Origin of the sequence: Chloracidobacterium thermophilum B (assembly GCF_000226295.1) — a bacterium.
Taxonomy (GTDB): Bacteria; Acidobacteriota; Blastocatellia; order Chloracidobacteriales; family Chloracidobacteriaceae; genus Chloracidobacterium; species Chloracidobacterium thermophilum.
This window is the reverse complement of the sequence record NC_016024.1, coordinates 2,602,104-2,618,028: the sequence shown is the minus strand read 5'-3', so window position 1 is coordinate 2,618,028 and position 15,925 is coordinate 2,602,104. Positions and strand designations below refer to the sequence as shown.

At 62.8% G+C, this 15,925-nt stretch carries 16 protein-coding genes; 7 read left to right on the top strand and 9 right to left on the bottom strand.

Annotated elements, in window-relative coordinates; translation table 11 throughout:
- Positions 1-89 precede the first annotated feature (89 nt).
- The 5 genes from CABTHER_RS10865 to CABTHER_RS10845 all read left to right on the top strand — a co-directional run bounded on the left by CABTHER_RS10865 (position 90) and on the right by CABTHER_RS10845 (position 5,036).
- The gene (locus CABTHER_RS10865; protein ID WP_014100692.1) at positions 90-788 is read left to right on the top strand and encodes an LON peptidase substrate-binding domain-containing protein; all 699 of its coding nucleotides are present in this window, start codon (positions 90-92) and stop codon (positions 786-788) included.
- 121 nt (positions 789-909) lie between these two features.
- A complete protein-coding gene (locus CABTHER_RS10860; RefSeq protein ID WP_187288381.1) occupies positions 910-1,815 on the top strand; it encodes a VWA domain-containing protein in 906 nt (301 codons plus the stop codon).
- Positions 1,816-1,888: 73 nt separating this feature from the next.
- The gene (locus CABTHER_RS10855; RefSeq protein WP_014100690.1) at positions 1,889-2,389 is read left to right on the top strand and encodes a hypothetical protein; all 501 of its coding nucleotides are present in this window, start codon (positions 1,889-1,891) and stop codon (positions 2,387-2,389) included.
- Positions 2,390-2,405: 16 nt separating this feature from the next.
- Positions 2,406-4,262: a glutamine--fructose-6-phosphate transaminase (isomerizing) gene (gene glmS, locus CABTHER_RS10850; protein WP_014100689.1), complete on the top strand. Its 1,857-nt coding sequence runs from the start codon at positions 2,406-2,408 to the stop codon at positions 4,260-4,262.
- Positions 4,263-4,265: 3 nt separating this feature from the next.
- On the top strand, positions 4,266-5,036 hold the full coding sequence (locus CABTHER_RS10845) for an ElyC/SanA/YdcF family protein (RefSeq protein WP_014100688.1): 771 nt from the start codon (positions 4,266-4,268) through the stop codon (positions 5,034-5,036).
- Here the strand turns inward: CABTHER_RS10845 and CABTHER_RS16035 are convergent.
- The 4 genes from CABTHER_RS16035 to CABTHER_RS10825 form a co-directional block, all read right to left on the bottom strand.
- A complete protein-coding gene (locus CABTHER_RS16035) occupies positions 4,993-5,472 on the bottom strand; it encodes a VanZ family protein (RefSeq protein WP_049787502.1) in 480 nt (159 codons plus the stop codon). The two genes, CABTHER_RS10845 and CABTHER_RS16035, sit on opposite strands and share 44 nt — an antisense overlap.
- Positions 5,469-6,209 carry an SDR family oxidoreductase gene (locus CABTHER_RS10835; protein WP_014100686.1) on the bottom strand — a complete coding sequence of 247 codons (741 nt, stop codon included), beginning with the start codon at positions 6,207-6,209 and terminating at the stop codon, positions 5,469-5,471. The genes CABTHER_RS16035 and CABTHER_RS10835 overlap by 4 nt, the downstream gene beginning before the upstream one ends.
- Positions 6,210-6,215: 6 nt before the next feature.
- Complete coding sequence (locus CABTHER_RS10830; RefSeq protein ID WP_014100685.1) at positions 6,216-7,373, bottom strand: NAD(P)/FAD-dependent oxidoreductase; 1,158 nt, start codon at positions 7,371-7,373, stop codon at positions 6,216-6,218.
- Positions 7,374-7,459: 86 nt separating this feature from the next.
- Positions 7,460-7,651: a hypothetical protein gene (locus CABTHER_RS10825; RefSeq protein ID WP_014100684.1), complete on the bottom strand. Its 192-nt coding sequence runs from the start codon at positions 7,649-7,651 to the stop codon at positions 7,460-7,462.
- 352 nt (positions 7,652-8,003) lie between these two features.
- Between CABTHER_RS10825 and rlmN the strand changes: the two genes are divergently transcribed.
- Together rlmN and CABTHER_RS16030 are read left to right on the top strand one after the other, a co-directional pair.
- Positions 8,004-9,092 carry a 23S rRNA (adenine(2503)-C(2))-methyltransferase RlmN gene (gene rlmN / locus CABTHER_RS10820; protein WP_049787501.1) on the top strand — a complete coding sequence of 363 codons (1,089 nt, stop codon included), beginning with the start codon at positions 8,004-8,006 and terminating at the stop codon, positions 9,090-9,092.
- A 111-nt stretch (positions 9,093-9,203) separates the two neighbouring features.
- A complete protein-coding gene (locus CABTHER_RS16030) occupies positions 9,204-11,465 on the top strand; it encodes a diguanylate cyclase (protein WP_014100682.1) in 2,262 nt (753 codons plus the stop codon).
- A gap of 55 nt (positions 11,466-11,520) precedes the next feature.
- On the opposite strand, the gene CABTHER_RS10810 is transcribed toward CABTHER_RS16030, so the two are convergent.
- The 5 genes from CABTHER_RS10810 to CABTHER_RS10790 form a co-directional block, all read right to left on the bottom strand.
- Entirely contained in the window at positions 11,521-11,964 is a 444-nt protein-coding gene (locus CABTHER_RS10810; RefSeq protein WP_014100681.1) for a (deoxy)nucleoside triphosphate pyrophosphohydrolase, read from the bottom strand.
- An 11-nt stretch (positions 11,965-11,975) separates the two neighbouring features.
- Positions 11,976-13,049 (bottom strand): peptide chain release factor 1, encoded by a 1,074-nt coding sequence (gene prfA, locus CABTHER_RS10805; protein WP_041569210.1) that lies wholly within the window; start codon positions 13,047-13,049, stop codon positions 11,976-11,978.
- Positions 13,050-13,131: 82 nt separating this feature from the next.
- Positions 13,132-14,172, bottom strand: a complete 1,041-nt coding sequence (locus CABTHER_RS10800; RefSeq protein WP_228374052.1) for a glycosyltransferase family 2 protein — start codon at positions 14,170-14,172, stop codon at positions 13,132-13,134.
- Positions 14,141-15,052 carry a ChbG/HpnK family deacetylase gene (locus CABTHER_RS10795; RefSeq protein WP_014100678.1) on the bottom strand — a complete coding sequence of 304 codons (912 nt, stop codon included), beginning with the start codon at positions 15,050-15,052 and terminating at the stop codon, positions 14,141-14,143. The genes CABTHER_RS10800 and CABTHER_RS10795 overlap by 32 nt, the downstream gene beginning before the upstream one ends.
- Positions 15,042-15,911, bottom strand: a complete 870-nt coding sequence (locus CABTHER_RS10790) for a TrmH family RNA methyltransferase (RefSeq protein WP_014100677.1) — start codon at positions 15,909-15,911, stop codon at positions 15,042-15,044. Before CABTHER_RS10790 ends, CABTHER_RS10795 begins: the two co-directional genes overlap by 11 nt.
- Positions 15,912-15,925: the final 14 nt, after the last annotated feature.

Below are 15,925 nucleotides of genomic sequence, written 5' to 3'. Positions count from 1 at the left end.
CCGGCTGCAACAGGGCATCTGGCTTCGACAAAACCCGACCAGGTGTGAAATCATACGCTGGTTAGAATTCGTGTTGTTGATGACTTGCTATGAACCAACCCTTGCCCATCCTTGAAGGTACGAAGCGGATTCCCATCTTTCCGCTCCCGGTCGCCTTGTTTCCAGGGATGATGCTGCCGCTGCATATCTTTGAGGAGCGGTACAAGGCCATGGTGCGTGATTGCCTGGCCGGGGAAAAAATCTTCGGTGTGACTTTTGTCAGGGGACGGGAAGGTTTCCCGCCGCCTGTGGGGCGCGTCGGGTGTGCGGCCTTCATCCTGGCGATGGTGCCCTTGGAAGAGGGGCGGATGAATATCCTCACAACCGGACTGGCACGCTACCATGCCCTCGAATACTTTCAGGATGAGCCTTATCTGGAAGGTCTCGTCACCTTTTTCGATGATCAGCCGGTGCGGGAAGACCTCACCGAAATTGTTGAAGCCGTGCGTGCGACCTTCAAGCGAACGGTCAAGGCCATTCGCGCGATGAGTCGCGAGGACGACAGCTTCCCGGATGAGCTGCCGGAAGACCCACGGGCGTTGTCGTTTCTCGTGGCGTCGCTGTTGCAGATGAGCGAAGACCAGAAGATGGCGCTGATGGAGTTGACTGACACGAAGGAACGCCTTGAACGTCTGCGGCGGATGCTGATACCGGCGGCGGAAAGGTACGAGTTGCGGGCTGCCATCAATGAACTGGCCAAAACCAACGGACACAGCCCACGGGGCGTATTCGGCAACCCGGAGCCGTAGTCAGCGGACTGCCCTGGTCCGGTTCCGGGTCTGGGTTGGAAGTCTGTGGCCGGGTCTGCTGGCCGCCCTGTGTAGCCTGGGATTGGGTGCTGCAGAAGCCACAGCCCAGGAGCGTGCTGCGGTGCCGGATGACACCCTGGTGACACTGCGCGCCCAGCAGGTGCTTGTGCCGTTCACCGTGGTGGATCGACTCAATCGTCCGGTTACGACGCTTACGGCCGCCGATGTCAAGCTCTTTGAAGATGGCGTCGAGCAGGATATCGTCGCACTGGGACGGGCACCTGACCTGCCCACGACGGTTGTCGTGGTGCTTGATTGCAGCGGCAGCATGGTCGGCCGCCTGCCACTGGCCAAGCGGGCGACGCTGACGTTTCTCGAACGCATCCTGCGACTGCCCCAGGATCGTGCGGCCCTGCTCGCCTGTCAGCAGGACCTGCTGCTGGCACAACCGCTGACGGGCAGCCTGGACGCCCTGCGGCAGTCGCTGGCGACTCTGGATGAGCGGCTGCCGTCGCCACTGGGACGGGTGATGCCCTTCGATCCCAGGCAGGCCACACCACCGGGAACTGCGCTCTATGCGGCTCTGTATGCCGCCATTGAGCTGATCCCGGAAGCAACGGACGAGCGACGGCGGGTGGTGGTTGCCATCAGCGATGGCTTTGACAGCGAAGGTTTGGTTCGGGTCGGGGAAGTCATCGAATACGCCTGGCAGAATCAGGTGAGCATCTACGCCTTGGGCATCGGGCAACCGGAGTTGACCGCAACGGACGACCAGCGGACGGTCAATCGGGCGGACCTGGAACGCCTATGCGCGGCAACCGGTGGACAGGCCTTTTTCCCACGGCTGGACCGTGAGTTTTTTACGGCGTTCGAGCAGATTGACACCGATTTGCGGCAACGCTTCGTTCTGGCCTATACACCGGCAAATGAAGCAGCCACGTTCCGCACCATCCGCATTGAAGTGCCGCGCCATCCCGATTGGAAAGTGCGCCACCGCGCCGGTTACTACACCAACCCCAGTGAGTGATGTACCCCCCATGGAGACAGATACTTTCCCTCGGTATTGTTGGCACCACGCCGCGTGGTGGAAGCCGCTGGCGGTGGGTGCCCTGCTGCTGGCCCTGGACAGCGCCAGTGGACTGGCCCAGACGACCCGCCCGGCGAGCGCCAAGCGCAAGGCAGCACGTCCGGCTGCCACGCCTGGCCGCCCGGCCGCGCCGGCTGAAGCTCCACCACGTCCGGCCAAAGACAAGTATCCCCCGGTTGAAGCACGGGTGGCTGCCTACCGCGAGCAGCTTGAAGCCAAAAAAATCAAGCGCGAGGACACCCTACCCTATCTCATCGCCGGGGTCGAAGTACTGGGCATTTCGGAATCGGCCCGGGGAGTGACAGCGTTTATCCGCGTCGAGGACGAAACCACCCTCGTGGTGCGCGCCGGGATGCGTTTTTACGATGGTGTCCTCGAAAGGATTGAGCCAAACCGCCTGGTTTTTCGCCTGAATAACCAGCGGTTGGTCGAAAAACGCTACGGTCATTCCATTGATGCGTCGCCCGGCAACACTGCGCCGGATGAAGCACCGGAGACGGATTCCCTGCCCTGAAAGAAGGCTGCTGTCCATGTGCGGTATTGTTGGTTATGTCGGTGCCAAGCCGGTCGTTTCGGTTCTGCTCGATGGTCTCAAGCGGTTGGAATACCGGGGTTATGACTCGGCCGGACTGGCCGTTGTAGCCGATGGGCAGCTTGAACTGCGGCGCGCATCGGGAAAACTCTACAACCTGGAAGCCGTCATTCAGCGGGCACCGCTCACCGGCAGTTACGGCATCGGACATACCCGCTGGGCCACCCACGGACGCCCCACCGAGGAAAATGCCCACCCGCACCGCGACGCCAGTGGGCGGGTGGTGGTCGTCCACAACGGCATCATCGAAAACTACCTTTCCCTGAAGCGGGCACTGGAACGGGAAGGCCATACCTTCGTGACGCAGACGGACACGGAGGTGATTGCCCACCTCATCGGTAAGTATTGGCAGGCGGGTCTGGGGCTGGCGGATGCCGTCCGGCAGGCCATTGCCGAACTTTCGGGGATGTTCGCCCTGGCCGTGATTTCGGCTGATGAGCCGGATGTGATTGTGGCGGCGCGTTTTGGCCCGCCGGTGATTGTCGGGCTGGGGCAGGGGGAAAACTTCGTGGCTTCCGATGTCACAGCCATTCTCCAGCACACCCGCGAGGTGGTGTTTCTCGAAGACGGGCAGGTGGCCGTGGTGCGCCCCAGCGAAGTCACCTTCACGGACTTTGCCGGGCGGCCGGTGACGCCGCCCGTGCAGCGCGTGACCTGGGACCCTGTCCTGGCGGAGAAGGGCGGCTTCAAACACTTCATGCTCAAGGAAATCCACGAGCAGCCACATGCCATCCGGGAAACCCTGGCCGGGCGGGTCAGTCTGGATGAAGGACGGGTGTATCTCGATCCGACGGACATTCCCGACGCCGACTGGCAGGCATTCACCCGGCTCGTGATTCCAGCCTGTGGGACGAGCTGGCACGCGGCACTGGTTGGGAAAGTCCTCATCGAAGAACTGGCCCGCCTGCCGGTCGAGGTGGACTACGCCAGTGAGTTCCGCTACCGCAATCCGCTGCTCGATGAGCGGACGCTGGTCGTTGTCATCACGCAGTCCGGCGAAACCGCCGACACGCTGGCAGCGCTGCGCGAAGCCAAGCAGCGTGGTTGCCACACCTTCGCCATCTGCAACGTGCCCGGCTCGATGGCCGCGCGCGAAGCCCACGGCGTCCTGCTGACCCATGCCGGGCCGGAAATTTCGGTGGCTTCCACCAAGGCGTTTACTTCCCAGATCGTGGCGCTCTACCTGCTGGCACTGCATCTGGGGCAGTGCCGGGGGACATTATCGCCGACGGCCGTGATGAAGCACGTCGAACAACTGCTGGCCCTGCCGGTCAAACTGGAAGCTGCGCTGGAGCAGGACGCGGCCATTGCCGAACTGTCCAGAGAGTTTTTCCGGGCGTCAGATTTTCTCTACCTCGGCCGCGGCGTGAACTTTCCCATTGCGCTGGAAGGCGCACTCAAGCTCAAGGAAATCAGCTACATTCACGCCGAGGGCTTTCCAGCCGGGGAAATGAAGCACGGACCGAACGCGCTCATTGACGAGCGCCTGCCGGTTGTCATGGTGATGCCCCGGGAAGTTGGCCACGCGGCTTCCGAGCTGCGGTACGAAAAGACGCTGTCGAATCTGCAGGAAGTCAAAGCCCGCGATGGGCGTGTCATCGCCATTGTCACGGAAGGCGATACCGAGGCTGCCGGGCTGGCTGAGTATGTCATTCCCATTCCGGCCACAAGTGAACTGCTCTCCGCCGTGCTGGCCGTGGTGCCGTTGCAGTTGCTGGCCTACCACATTGCCGTACGGCGCGGCTGCGACGTGGATCAGCCGCGCAATCTCGCCAAGAGCGTGACGGTGGAATAGCGTGTGTTCGCTCTCGAAAAGTTTCTGGTGCCGCTGTTGTTTCCGCTGTCCCTCGTGCTGATTGGGCTGGGAGTGGGACTGGGGCTGCTGTGGTTTTCCCGCTGGCAACGGGCAGGCAAAGCCGTGGTGACGGTGTCCGCCGCGGTTCTCGTGGTGGCCAGTCACGGTTGGACAGCCAATGCCCTGCTGGCACCCCTGGAGCAGGGGCAGGTTATGTTTGCCCCACGGGGTGAAATCCCGCCGAAGGCCCAAAGCATCCGCTGGATTGTCGTTTTGGGGGGCGGCGTGGGCGGTGATGAACACCTGCCGCCCACGGAATGTCTTTCGGACGCCTCCCTGCGACGGCTCATCGAAGGCATCCGGCTGCACCGCCTGTTGCCGGCGGCCCGGTTGGTGACATCCGGCGGAGCCGTGTTCACGCCGCGCCCGGCCGGCGAAGTGATGCGGGACGCCGCCTGCGCCCTTGGTGTTTCCCCCGAACGGATTGCCGTCCAGCCCGTGGGGCGCAATACCGTCGAGGAAGTGGCCGCCGTGGCCGGACTCGTCGGACAGGACCCGTTTCTGCTCGTCACTTCGGCCGCGCACATGCCGCGCGCGCTGGAAGCCTGCCGGAAGCAGGGATTGCACGCGCTGCCGGCGCCGACCGACTTTCAGGCCGCAGGATCAGATGGCGTATGGACGCCGGGCGACATCTATCCGAGCGGCGCCGGACTGCATCAGTCCGAGCGGGCTATGTACGAATATCTCGGACGCCTGCGCCAGCGTCTGCGCTGATTCGTATCACATGGAACAGGCCAATGCTGCCGATGGCCAGTCCGACACCAAGGCTGTCCAGCAGCACATCGGCAAGGCTTCCGCTGCGTTCCGCCGTGAACGTCTGCCGCCATTCGTCCAGCGCGGCATAGGGGATGGAAATCACCGCTGCGCCCAGTCCGGCCTGCCACGCCTGCCACCGGTGGGCCCGGCGCAGGGCCACGTACCAGAGCACGGCCAGCAGCGCATACTCGGTGACGTGCCCCAGCTTGCGCAGGAGGAGGTGCAGGCTTTCAAGTTGCTGCTCATCCAGGTAGGGCCGCCACCACCGCAGCCAGCCGTAGGCCACCGGCGCGGTGTTGCGCCAGGCAAGCCAGTCGCTTGAAAACACAAAAATCGCCGCCATCCAACTGATGGGGAGCAGCAGCCACCACCAGCGATGCCGGACATCGGTCATAGTGAGAGCCGTTTGAAGATGGGTTCGGGAATCATCCGAATGACCAGCATGATGAAGCGCCAGAAAAACGGGGTGTAGATGTCGCCGTCGGCGCGGTACAGGGCGCGCACAATGTCCCGCGCGACGCGCTCCGGCCTGGCAACCAGAGGGGGGAGCTTCATCCCGTAGGTCATCGGCGTGTCCACAATTCCTGGCTTGATGGTGACGACCCGTACGCCGCTTTTGAAAAGTCGCTGCCGCAGCCCCTGGCAGAAGGCCGTGACGCCTGCCTTGGCTGAGCCATAGACGTAGTTGCTCTGGCGTCCGCGATCGCCAGCTACAGAGGAAATCACGCCGATGACGCCCCGGCGTTCCTTTTCAAAGTAGTTGGCGGCGTGCGTCACCAGCGACACCACGCCGACGTAGTTCGAGGCAATCATGGCTTCGGCAGCGGCAACATCCTGCTCGGCCTGTTTCTGGTCGGTCAGCGTTCCGAAAGCCACGAGGATGCCATCCAGGCGGCCGGTACATGCCACGGCTGCCGTCCAGACCGCGCCGTGGCTGGACAGGTCACAGGCGTCAAACGCCAGGCTGTGGGTTGGAACGCCGTAGCGCAGGTGAGTATCGGCGGCAATGCGTTCGACTTCGGGCAGGTTGCGTCCGGCGAGCACCAAGGTGATGCCGCGCCGGGCCAGCTCGGCAATGACCGCCCGCGCAATGCCCGAAGTGGCGCCAAAGATGGCGTAGGTAGGGGCCATGGGGCGTCAGATGACGGCCGTTTCGTGCAGCAGTTCGCCGGTGGAAAAGCGTTCGATGGAGAGCGGTTTCACGTCGAGGGTACGGGATTCGCCAAACAAAATCATTTCGGCAATGGCCGTTCCCATGGCCGGCGAGTGCATGATGCCGTGCCCACTGAAGCCGGTGCAGACATAGAAGCCTTCGACCTGCGGCACCGGGCCGACGATGGCGTGGTGATCGGGCGAGATGTCGTAGAGTCCGCCCCAGCAGCGGCGCAGGTTGATCGAGGCGTTTGCCAGGCAGGGCACGCGCGGAAGCGCCCGCTCGATGATGGCGTCAATGAAGTCCGGGTTGAAGGTCGTATCGAAACTTTCCGGCTCGTTGGGATCGGCCCAGCCCAGCATGACGCCGTCGCCTTCCTTGCGCATGTAGCAGCCGGTGCTCAAATCCACGAGCATGGGCAACTCGCGGGGCAGTTCATCAAAGCGTTCGGTCGTCACGATTTGCCGCTTGGTGGGACGGATGGGGATGTCCACGCCGAGCTTGCGTCCGACCAGATGCGACCAGGCCCCGGCGGCGTTGACAACTACCGGCGTTGCAATGTGCCCCCGGTTCGTGACCACACCCGTGATGCGTCCGTGCTCCACGGTGAAATCCAGCACTTCGGTCTCCAGTTCGATGCGCGCCCCCTGTTCGCGGGCCTTGCGGTTGAAGCCCTGCATGATGCTGTAGGGGTCAACGAAGCCATCCGTTGGGCAATAAGTGCCGCCCAGTACGTCTTCGACGTAAAGCTGAGGAACAAGTTTGGCAATGTCTTCGCGGGTCAGAAACTCCACGGGGATACCTTCCGCCTGCTGGACGCGCAGATTCTGTTGCAGGTAGTCCACATGGGCCGGCTCGGTGGCAATGAACAGGTAGCCATAGCGCCGGTATTCGGGGTCCTGTCCGGTGAGCTCCTCGAAGTGCGTGAAAAAATCAATGGAAAAGCGCGACATGCAGATGTTGACCGGGGTGGCAAACTGCTGGCGAACGCCGCCAGCGCTCCGTCCGGTGGAGTGTTTGCCCTGAAAGTTCTCGCGTTCGAGAATGAGCACGTCGCGGCACCCGTGCCGGGTCAGAAAATAGGCAATGCTGCATCCAATCACGCCGCCGCCGATAATGACGACTTCAGCTTGTTTGTTCATGGTTTTTCAAAACCTTGCGCTGGGCTTGATAGCGCCGGTTTCAGCGATTCGCGGGATGGCGAACGGGCACCCGGCGCGGGGCCGGGCTAGGCATCCACGTCTTCTTCCTCGCGTTCCCGTTCGCGTTCGAGTTCCTCAAAGAGATTGTCATAGCAAGCCTGACACACGGCCCGGTAGCCGAACTGGCGTACCACGGAAGCCAGTTCCGGGATGCGCGTGATGTCGAAAAGCTGCCGGGTCGGTTCGTCACAGCAGTCGCAGAAAGCTCGCGTCGGCATCGTCGTTTCACCCTGGACAGAAAGGCAAGGAAAGCATAACGGTCAAGGAAACAGCCGCCAAGGAAAGCACAAGACTCAGTAAAGCTGCTCTGTCGGTTCTGGTGGATGACCGACCGGAGGGCAGGTCAAAACATTTTTTTACAAATGTAAGCCAGCGGCGGTCGTCCTGTGCGTAGGCTAACGTACTTTGTGCTTCGGCGCGTATGCTTTCCAGCCCAGGGCGGGTGTTTTGGGCGGCTGCCGCCGGGCACGGGACTGGCTTGGTCAGTGGTCACGGGCATGCTTTGATAGGCTGTTGCCCGTGCACGTGGAATCCGGGTTGAAGCCAGGAGAAGGGAGGTTGTTGGTGCCCATGTCATCCGCATCCGTCGCCATGGCGGGCCACGACCTGTTGGGCTTCACCTGCCAGCAGATGTGCGCCTTCATGGTGGAGCGTGGGCTGCCGGCGTATCGCGGGCGGCAACTTTTCCAGGCGCTCCACCGGCGGCTCGTCGAAACGCCCGAAGCGGCGCTGGAGCTGCCCCGCGCCCTACGCACCGGGCTGGCGGCTGAGTCCGACCTGCGGCCGCTGTCGCTGATGGAAGTCTTCGAGGCTGCGGATGGGACACGCCGCTACCTGTTCACCGTACGCGACGGGCATGCCATTGAAACCGTCTGGATTCCCGATGGCGGACGGATCACGTTGTGCCTTTCTTCGCAGGCAGGCTGTCCCATGCGCTGTGCCTTTTGCGCCACGGCGACCCTGGGATTGCAGCGGAATCTGACGGCGGGCGAAATCGTCGCGCAGGTCTTGTACGTGTTGCGGGATGCTGTCCATCGCTGGCAACAACCGCGTCCGGCTGGCGTCAATCTGGTGTTGATGGGGATGGGGGAGCCGTTGCTCAACTACGACCACGTGCTCCACGCGCTCCGTGTCCTGGCCGACCCGGAAGGACTGCACATTGTTCCCCGGCGGGTGACGCTGTCAACCGTTGGGATTGTCCCCCGGATCATCGCCTTGGGACGCGAGCCGGACCGTCCGCGCCTGGCGGTTTCGCTGACGGCGGCCACCGATGAGTTGCGGGCGCGGTTGATGCCGGTCAACCTGACCTACCCGCTGGAAGCCTTGCGTGAGGCGTGCCTGATGTTTCCCCGGCAGCCGGGCGAGCGAATCACCTTTGAGTATGTGCTGCTGGATGGCGTCAATGACGCGGATGAGCAGGCACGGGCACTGCTGCGCTGGCTGGCGCCACTGCGGGCGCGGGAGGCGGCCAAGGTCAACCTCATCCCGCACAACCCCGTGCCAGGACTTCCTTTTCAACCGTCGCCGCCGGAGCGTGTGCTGCGCTTTCAGGCACTGCTGCGGGCGAAGGGGTTGCCGACCTATCTTCGTCGTCCGCGCGGGCGTGACATTTTCGCCGCCTGCGGGATGCTTGCAGCCACGTCGCGGCCGTCGGCATAATGGGCGGCAAGCGCCAGTTCAGCCTTGCAGCGGGTTCCGGCTTTGTGTCGTCCAGTGAGAAAGCCTCCCTGTGCGGTGGTTGAGGGGGGTGGTGGCTTGTCCCTGAAAACTTTGAAGACCTGGGTTTCCAAATCACTCACGCCGGCTCTGATCTACCGTCTGCAACAGGCGGCCACGGCGCTGTCCCGGCACCTGGCGCAGGCGCCGCTGGCCGTGGCTTTTTTTGATGACGAGCGGTTTCGTCTGCTGGCCTCGGTGGGCTACGAGGAGTTTGCCCGTGAGACCCTTGAAACAACGCTGACCGAACGGCTCGACGCCATTCGGGCGAACCTTCTGGTCTGCGTGCCACGTGCTGCGCTGCCTGGCTTCCCCTTTGCGGTGGCTGACAGCACGGCGCTGCTGCTGCGGCGGTTTACCCTTGATCAGTTGTTGTGTGGCGTCCTGCTGGTGGAATCGGCGGCAGATGGGCAACTGGAAGCCGCCCTGGCCGGACAGGAGTTGTCGTGGTCGTTTCTCATCCGCGAAAGCGGATGGTGCGCCCGCCTGACCGAAGCGGAAGCCCAGGTGGTGGAGATGAGCCGCCAACTGGAAGCGGCGCGGCGTGCCATCGAGCGGTTGACCGAGTTGGGTGAGCAGTCCATCCGCGACCGTGAAAAGTTCATTGCCAACGTGGATTACGAGCTGCGCGCCCCGTTGACGACGGTGCTGGGTTACTGCGAGATGCTGCAGGATGCCACCTATGGGCCACTGACCGATACCCAACGCAGTTTTCTGCGCCACATTGAAGCTGGCGGACAGGCATTGCTCCACATTGTGGATGATCTGATGCGCCTGGTTCGGCTCGAACGAGGCGGGGATGCCCTGGATATTCGTGAATTTTCGGCGGCGCGCCTGTTTCAGTCCGTCCAGTCGGCCTTTGCACCCCTGGCGGAGCGCCGGCAGGTCCGGCTGGAAGTCCGGCTCGATCCGGCGGCTGGAATGATTGTGGGCGATGAAGCCCGGCTGTACGAAGCCCTTTCCCAGCTTCTGGACGACGCCCTCCGGTACATCCCACGGGGTGGGATGCTGCGCCTGACCGGTGAGTTACAGCGTGTTTCCAGCCATGTCCAGAGCCTGGTCATCACCCTTCAGGATGATATGTCCGGCATCGTGGCCGAGCAGCGGCTGGCAACCTATCGCGCCCTGCAAAAAGCGGCCAGCCATGTGCCCTCCCGTGGTATTGCCTTGGGACTGAGTGTGACCTATCGCATCCTGCAACTCCACGGCGCGACCCTGACGGTCGAGGGCGACGCCACGCAGGGCTGCCGTCTGATTTTCCGTCTCCCGCACCGCTTGTCCGCCTCGCAACTGGAAATGTCTCAGGTGCTCATCGTGGATGCCAGCGCCGAAAGCGGGAATCTTCTGCGCACGATTCTGGAGAGCGAAAACCTCCGGGTGCAGCTTGTCGTGGCGTCCGGCAACGACACGGCGGCCATGCTCCATGCCAACTACTTCGAGTCAGCTACGCGGTTGCCGGATGTCGTCCTGCTCGATGCTTCCCTGCCGATGACCGATGGTTATGAACTGTGCCGTCTCATCAAACAAACCGAGGCCACCCGCTATTTGCCGGTCCTGATGCTGACGGCCTCGCCGGAGACCACGGAGAAACTGCGCGGGCTGGAAGTCGGCGCGACGGATGTCCTCACCAAGCCCATCAACCGCAAGGAACTCCTCATGCGCGTCAAGGCGCTTATTGCCCAGAAGCGTGAATTTGAAGCGATGCTGCGGGCCTACCACAGCGCCCGGCACCGGGCCATCACCGACGGCCTGACGGGCCTATTCAATCACGCCTACTTTCTGGAAAAACTCACCCGTGAGGCTGAACTCGCAGAACGAAGCGGACACCCACTGTCGATCATCATGCTTGATGTAGATCGGTTCAAGCACTTCAACGACACCAATGGCCACGAAGCTGGCAACGAGTTGCTCAAAGACCTGTCCCGGTTGATGGAACGTTGTTTCCGGCGCAGTGATGTTCTGGCGCGGTACGGTGGTGAAGAGTTCGTGGTGCTGTTGCCCAACACCCCCAAGAGCCAGGCGGCGGTGCTGGCCGAGCGGCTGCGGCGGCGGGTGGCCGAATATCCCTTTGCCGGGCGGGAGTCGCAGCCCGGCGGGCGCCTGACCGTCAGCTTGGGGGTGGCTGCCCTGCCCTCGGACACCAGCGACCCCAAGCAGCTTCTGGAGCTGGCTGACCGCGCGCTGTACCGCGCCAAGCAGAATGGACGCGATCGCGTCTGCGTGGTCGAAAGTGAAGCCCTTGAGCACCCTATTCCAAGCGGCTTCTGGAAAGTGCCGGGCCAACCGGACACGGCGGACAACCTGCCGTCGGCCTGATGCTCTGCACACCTGCCGGGCTCCAGCCGGACGCCGGCGCTGCGGCCGGACTGTCTCAATCAAACTGCGGACACAGCCCGCCGGGCCGGGCCGCGAGTTGGCACAGGCGGGCGACCACCGGGCGGTTGGGGGCCAGAATGTCCAATGCCGTCATGTCTTCCGGCCGCACCCAGCAGGCAGCCTGAACACCACGCAGGGCCGGAGCGCCGCCGGTGATGCGCGCCCAGTAGAACATGACGGCGAAGGCCTGCCGGGCATCCACGGCATAGTGAATGATGTGCAGGGGGGAGCCGACGGCAATCTGCACGCCGAGTTCTTCGTTCAGTTCGCGCTGGAGTCCAGCCTCAGGAGCTTCGTTCCAGTGAAGTTTGCCGCCGGGAAATTCCCACTGGTTGGCGAACCGTCCAGTGGGCGGTCGTTGGGTCAGCAGCACGCGCGGGCCGTCCACACAGACGGCGGCGACCACGAGGGTTGTGGTTGGTTGGGGTGTCTCGACCATGGGGGTGGACTTCAGGCCGCAACTTCAGTCTGCATTTTGAGCGCCTGAAAGTGGGCCACAAGTGGGTCAAGCAAGCTGTCCAGATCGCCCTCCAGTACGGTGTCGAGTTGGTGCAGGGTGAGTCCGATGCGATGGTCCGTGACGCGATTTTCCTTGAAGTTGTAGGTACGAATCTTTTCGCTGCGCTCACCGGTGCCCACCTGGGCGCGGCGTTCGCCGGCAATGGCTTCGTGTTGCTTCTGCCGCTCCAGGTCAAGCAGCCGGGCACGCAAAATCCGAAAGGCTTTTTCCCGGTTCTTGATCTGGGATTTCTCATCCTGCATGGACACGACAATCCCTGTAGGCAGGTGGGTCAGGCGCACGGCAGAGTAGGTAGTGTTGACCGATTGCCCCCCCGGGCCTGAAGAGCAGAACGTGTCAATCCGAACGTCTTTGGGGTCAATCTCGACCTCCACTTCCTCGGCTTCGGGCAGAACGGCGACCGTCACCGTCGAGGTGTGAATGCGCCCGGCCGATTCTGTGGCCGGCACCCGCTGGACCCGGTGAACCCCGGACTCGTGCTTGAGACGGGAATAAACCCGCGCCCCTTCGATAAGCATAATACCTTCCTTGAGTCCACCGACTTCCGACAGGGATTCATCCAGAATCTGCACCCGCCAGCCCTGCCGTTCGGCATACCGCAGGTACATGCGCAGCAGTTCGCTGGCGAACAGCGACGCCTCATTGCCGCCGGTTCCAGCCCGGATTTCGAGCAGGACATTCTTGCCGTCGTTGGGGTCCTTGGGGGTCAGCAGGCGTGCCAGTTCGAGTTGACATTCTGCCCGCTGCTTTTCAAGCAGCGCAATTTCCTCCCGCGCCAGCGCCTGCATTTCCGCGTCATCCGTTTCGTTGAGCAGTTCCCGCGCGCCGGTCAGGTTGGCGTCAATGGTGCGGTACTCCCGGAATTTCTCCACGACTTCCGTCAGTTCGCTGTGCTGCTTGGCCAGCCTGGCATAACGCGCGGCATCAGCAACCACCTCAGGGTCACTGAGTTGTGCCGTGAGGGCGTCGTATTTCTCTTCAATCGCTTTCAGTTTGTCGAACATGGCACCCAAATGTTTGCGGTTGGCCGGCAAAAGCCGTCATAGACGGCACGCCTCACCGGTTGCGCCCATATCTGCGGGAAGGCTAGGTGCGGAGCGGCGTTGCCGAGGCCGGCGGACGCGCCGAGGGATAGTGCACTACCTTTTCAATGGTGTAAATCGGCTGCCCCTGTGACTCAAAATAGGTACGTGCCAGCAGCTCGGCAACCAGGCCCGTCGAAAAAAGCTGGATACCGGCCAGAATCAACAGCGTGCCCATCATCATCCAGGGGGCATGGACTGTGAAAACGTCGCCGCCTGTCCAGAGCTTCTTGGTCGTCAGTACTGCCCAGATACTCATCCCGACAAAGAGGCTGAGCAGGCCCGGCATGCCAAAGAAGTGCAGGGGGCGGGTGACGTACTTGAGCAGAAACCGCACGGTAACGAGGTCAAACAGCACCCGGAAGGTCCGTGAGAGGCCGTAGTGGGATTGCCCATCTTCCCGGTTGATGTTCTTGATCGGGACTTCAATGATGCGCGCGCCGTTCCAGCTTGCCAGCGCCGGAATGAACCGGTGGAGTTCGCCATACAGCCGGATGCGTTTGATGGTGTCGCGCCGGTAGGCTTTGAAGGTCGTGCCGAAGTCGTGCAGCTCGACGCCTGACAGCTTGGCCATCAGCCAGTTGGCCACCCGCGAGGGGATACGGCGCAGCACGAGGTTGTCAATCCGTTTATGCCGCCATCCGCTGGCCAGGTCGTAGCCGGCATAAATGGGTTCCACCAGGGCCGGCAAGTCGCTGGGGTCATGTTGCAAGTCGCCGTCCATGGACACAATGATGTCACCCCGGGCGTAATCGAAACCGGCGGCCAGGGCCGGCGTTTGCCCGAAGTTGCGCTTGAGTTTGATGACTGTCACCCGGGAATCGCTGGCGGCAATGTCGGCCAGAAGCTGGTACGTCCGGTCGCGGCTGGCATCGTCCACGAAGATGATTTCAAACGAGGGGTAGTGGGCTTCCAGAACGGTGCACAGGCGTTCGTAGAGCTTTTCGACACTGCCCTCTTCGTTGTGCATGGGGATGACGACCGAAATTTCCGGCGGCGGGAGTTGGTCGGTTTCATCGAGCATGGTCGGTCGTACGCGGTTCATTACAGTGATCGAGATGGGCAAAGCTCACGAGCTGAATGTTCTGCCGGGTGATTTCAGCCTGCACCCGGGCATCAGTCAGGGCGGCCAGTTCCCGGACGCGCGATGCCTTGAGACGGGTCGGGTAGTGCCGCAGGGTATCATCCATCTCAGACGGGTGGCACATCAGTTCACTCGTCCCGACGGGCAAAAGGCGAAGGATATAGCAGATAAGGGCGGGATTGAGCAATCCGGTGTGGGCAAAGCCGAAGAAAGCATCCGGGGTGCGGACGCTGGCTGTCCGCAGCCGCGCCCGGAAGTCCGCCGCATAGCGGGCCAGGGCCAGCGCGCTGGCTTTCTGTTTGATGAAGGTCAGGATTTCACCGGGCCGCAACCCGGCCAGCGAAGCGAAGGTCAGGCGTTCATGCGGCCGCCGCACAGACTGGATGCCATAGCTTTCAGCGACCCGGAGCATCGCGTCCAGCACCTGTGGGTGGGCATGCGTGTGTTTGTGGCTGTCCAGATGCGTGGGTTGCAGCCCGGCGGCGAGGACTTTTTCCACCTGGGCGCGGAACTCGATTTCGATTTCCGCCGGGCGGAGTTCCCGGCGCAGGAGGCGGCGCAGAAACAGCCCGAAATCGTTGGGAAGGGTGCCATCGGGGCCGAGCAGGCTACGCACGTCAGATGGCGGAGCAACCGGTTGGCCGCCCAAGAGGACAAGATGGATGCCGACGCCCAGCCGGGGCGCATCGCGGAGGCGGGCCACGGCGTCATCAAAGGCCAGACCGTTGGCCATCAGTGTGGTACTCGTCACAATGCCAGCTTGGTGAGCACGGATAATCCCGGTGTTGACACCGACGCACATCCCGAAGTCGTCGGCATTGACAATGAGCTTACGGCGCATCGGTCGCTCCCCCGGCCGGCGGTTGCTGAGGGGCAGGTGGCGGAGACCCGGCTGATGGTCGGCGCTGTCGCCGGGCTTCATAGAGCAGCAAGGCGCCGGCCACGGCAACATTCAGGGATTCAACCGGTTCTTCCATGGGAATCATCAGGCGGGCAGCAAGCCGGGCTTGCCATTCGTCGGTCAGCGAGCGCAGACCGTGGCCTTCCGAACCAAGCCAAATGAGCACCGGCTGCCGCCAGTCGAAAGCCTCGTAGGGGGTGTCGCCCTGGCTGTCAGCCGCGACAAGGCAGATGCCCTGCCGATGAAGTTTCCGCAGTTCATCAGCCACGTTGGGGCCGGCGATGATGGGCAGTCGGAAGGCCGAACCGGCCGATGCCCGCAGAGCTTTGGGCTGGAAGGGGTCCACCGTGCCGACCGTGACCAAGGCTGCCGTTGCACCAGCGGCTTCGGCAGTGCGAATCAGCGCCCCTAGGTTGCCGGGGGACTGGATACCATCCGCCAGCAGGAACAGTGGCGCCGGGCAGTTGGTGATGTCCGGTATTGTGGACACCGGGCGGCGTCCCAGCGCCACGATACCCGGTGGCGTTTCCACATCGCTGATATGCGCCATGACCGCCTCGGTCAGCAGGGCGCCCCGGCAGGGCTGCGATTGCAGGTTGGCGAGCAGTTGTGCGCCGCGCGGGGTGTCGCACAGTCGTGGGCTGTACGCGATGGCTTCAAAGACGATGTGACTGTGCAGGGCTTCCTCGACCAGACGCACCCCTTCAATGAAGATGACGTGCCGATCCCGTCCCTCGCGGGCGGTGACGAAGCGTTTGACGAATGGGTTGCTGCGGCTGGTGATGGTGTCAATGAGCATGGGGTTGGTGGGCT

Excerpts from the sequence above, each read along its gene's own strand:
- glmS (WP_014100689.1), top strand. The coding sequence starts at position 2,406 with ATGTGCGGTATTGTTGGTTATGTCGGTGCCAAGCCGGTCGTTTCGGTT.
- prfA (WP_041569210.1), bottom strand. The coding sequence starts at position 13,049 with ATGTTCGACAAACTGAAAGCGATTGAAGAGAAATACGACGCCCTCACG.
- rlmN (WP_049787501.1), top strand. The coding sequence starts at position 8,004 with ATGTCATCCGCATCCGTCGCCATGGCGGGCCACGACCTGTTGGGCTTC.
- CABTHER_RS10865 (WP_014100692.1), top strand. The coding sequence starts at position 90 with ATGAACCAACCCTTGCCCATCCTTGAAGGTACGAAGCGGATTCCCATC.
- CABTHER_RS10830 (WP_014100685.1), bottom strand. The coding sequence starts at position 7,373 with ATGAACAAACAAGCTGAAGTCGTCATTATCGGCGGCGGCGTGATTGGA.
- CABTHER_RS10810 (WP_014100681.1), bottom strand. The coding sequence starts at position 11,964 with ATGGTCGAGACACCCCAACCAACCACAACCCTCGTGGTCGCCGCCGTC.
- CABTHER_RS10790 (WP_014100677.1), bottom strand. The coding sequence starts at position 15,911 with ATGCTCATTGACACCATCACCAGCCGCAGCAACCCATTCGTCAAACGC.
- CABTHER_RS10795 (WP_014100678.1), bottom strand. The coding sequence starts at position 15,052 with ATGCGCCGTAAGCTCATTGTCAATGCCGACGACTTCGGGATGTGCGTC.
- CABTHER_RS10800 (WP_228374052.1), bottom strand. The coding sequence starts at position 14,172 with ATGAACCGCGTACGACCGACCATGCTCGATGAAACCGACCAACTCCCG.
- CABTHER_RS16035 (WP_049787502.1), bottom strand. The coding sequence starts at position 5,472 with ATGACCGATGTCCGGCATCGCTGGTGGTGGCTGCTGCTCCCCATCAGT.
- CABTHER_RS10825 (WP_014100684.1), bottom strand. The coding sequence starts at position 7,651 with ATGCCGACGCGAGCTTTCTGCGACTGCTGTGACGAACCGACCCGGCAG.
- CABTHER_RS10835 (WP_014100686.1), bottom strand. The coding sequence starts at position 6,209 with ATGGCCCCTACCTACGCCATCTTTGGCGCCACTTCGGGCATTGCGCGG.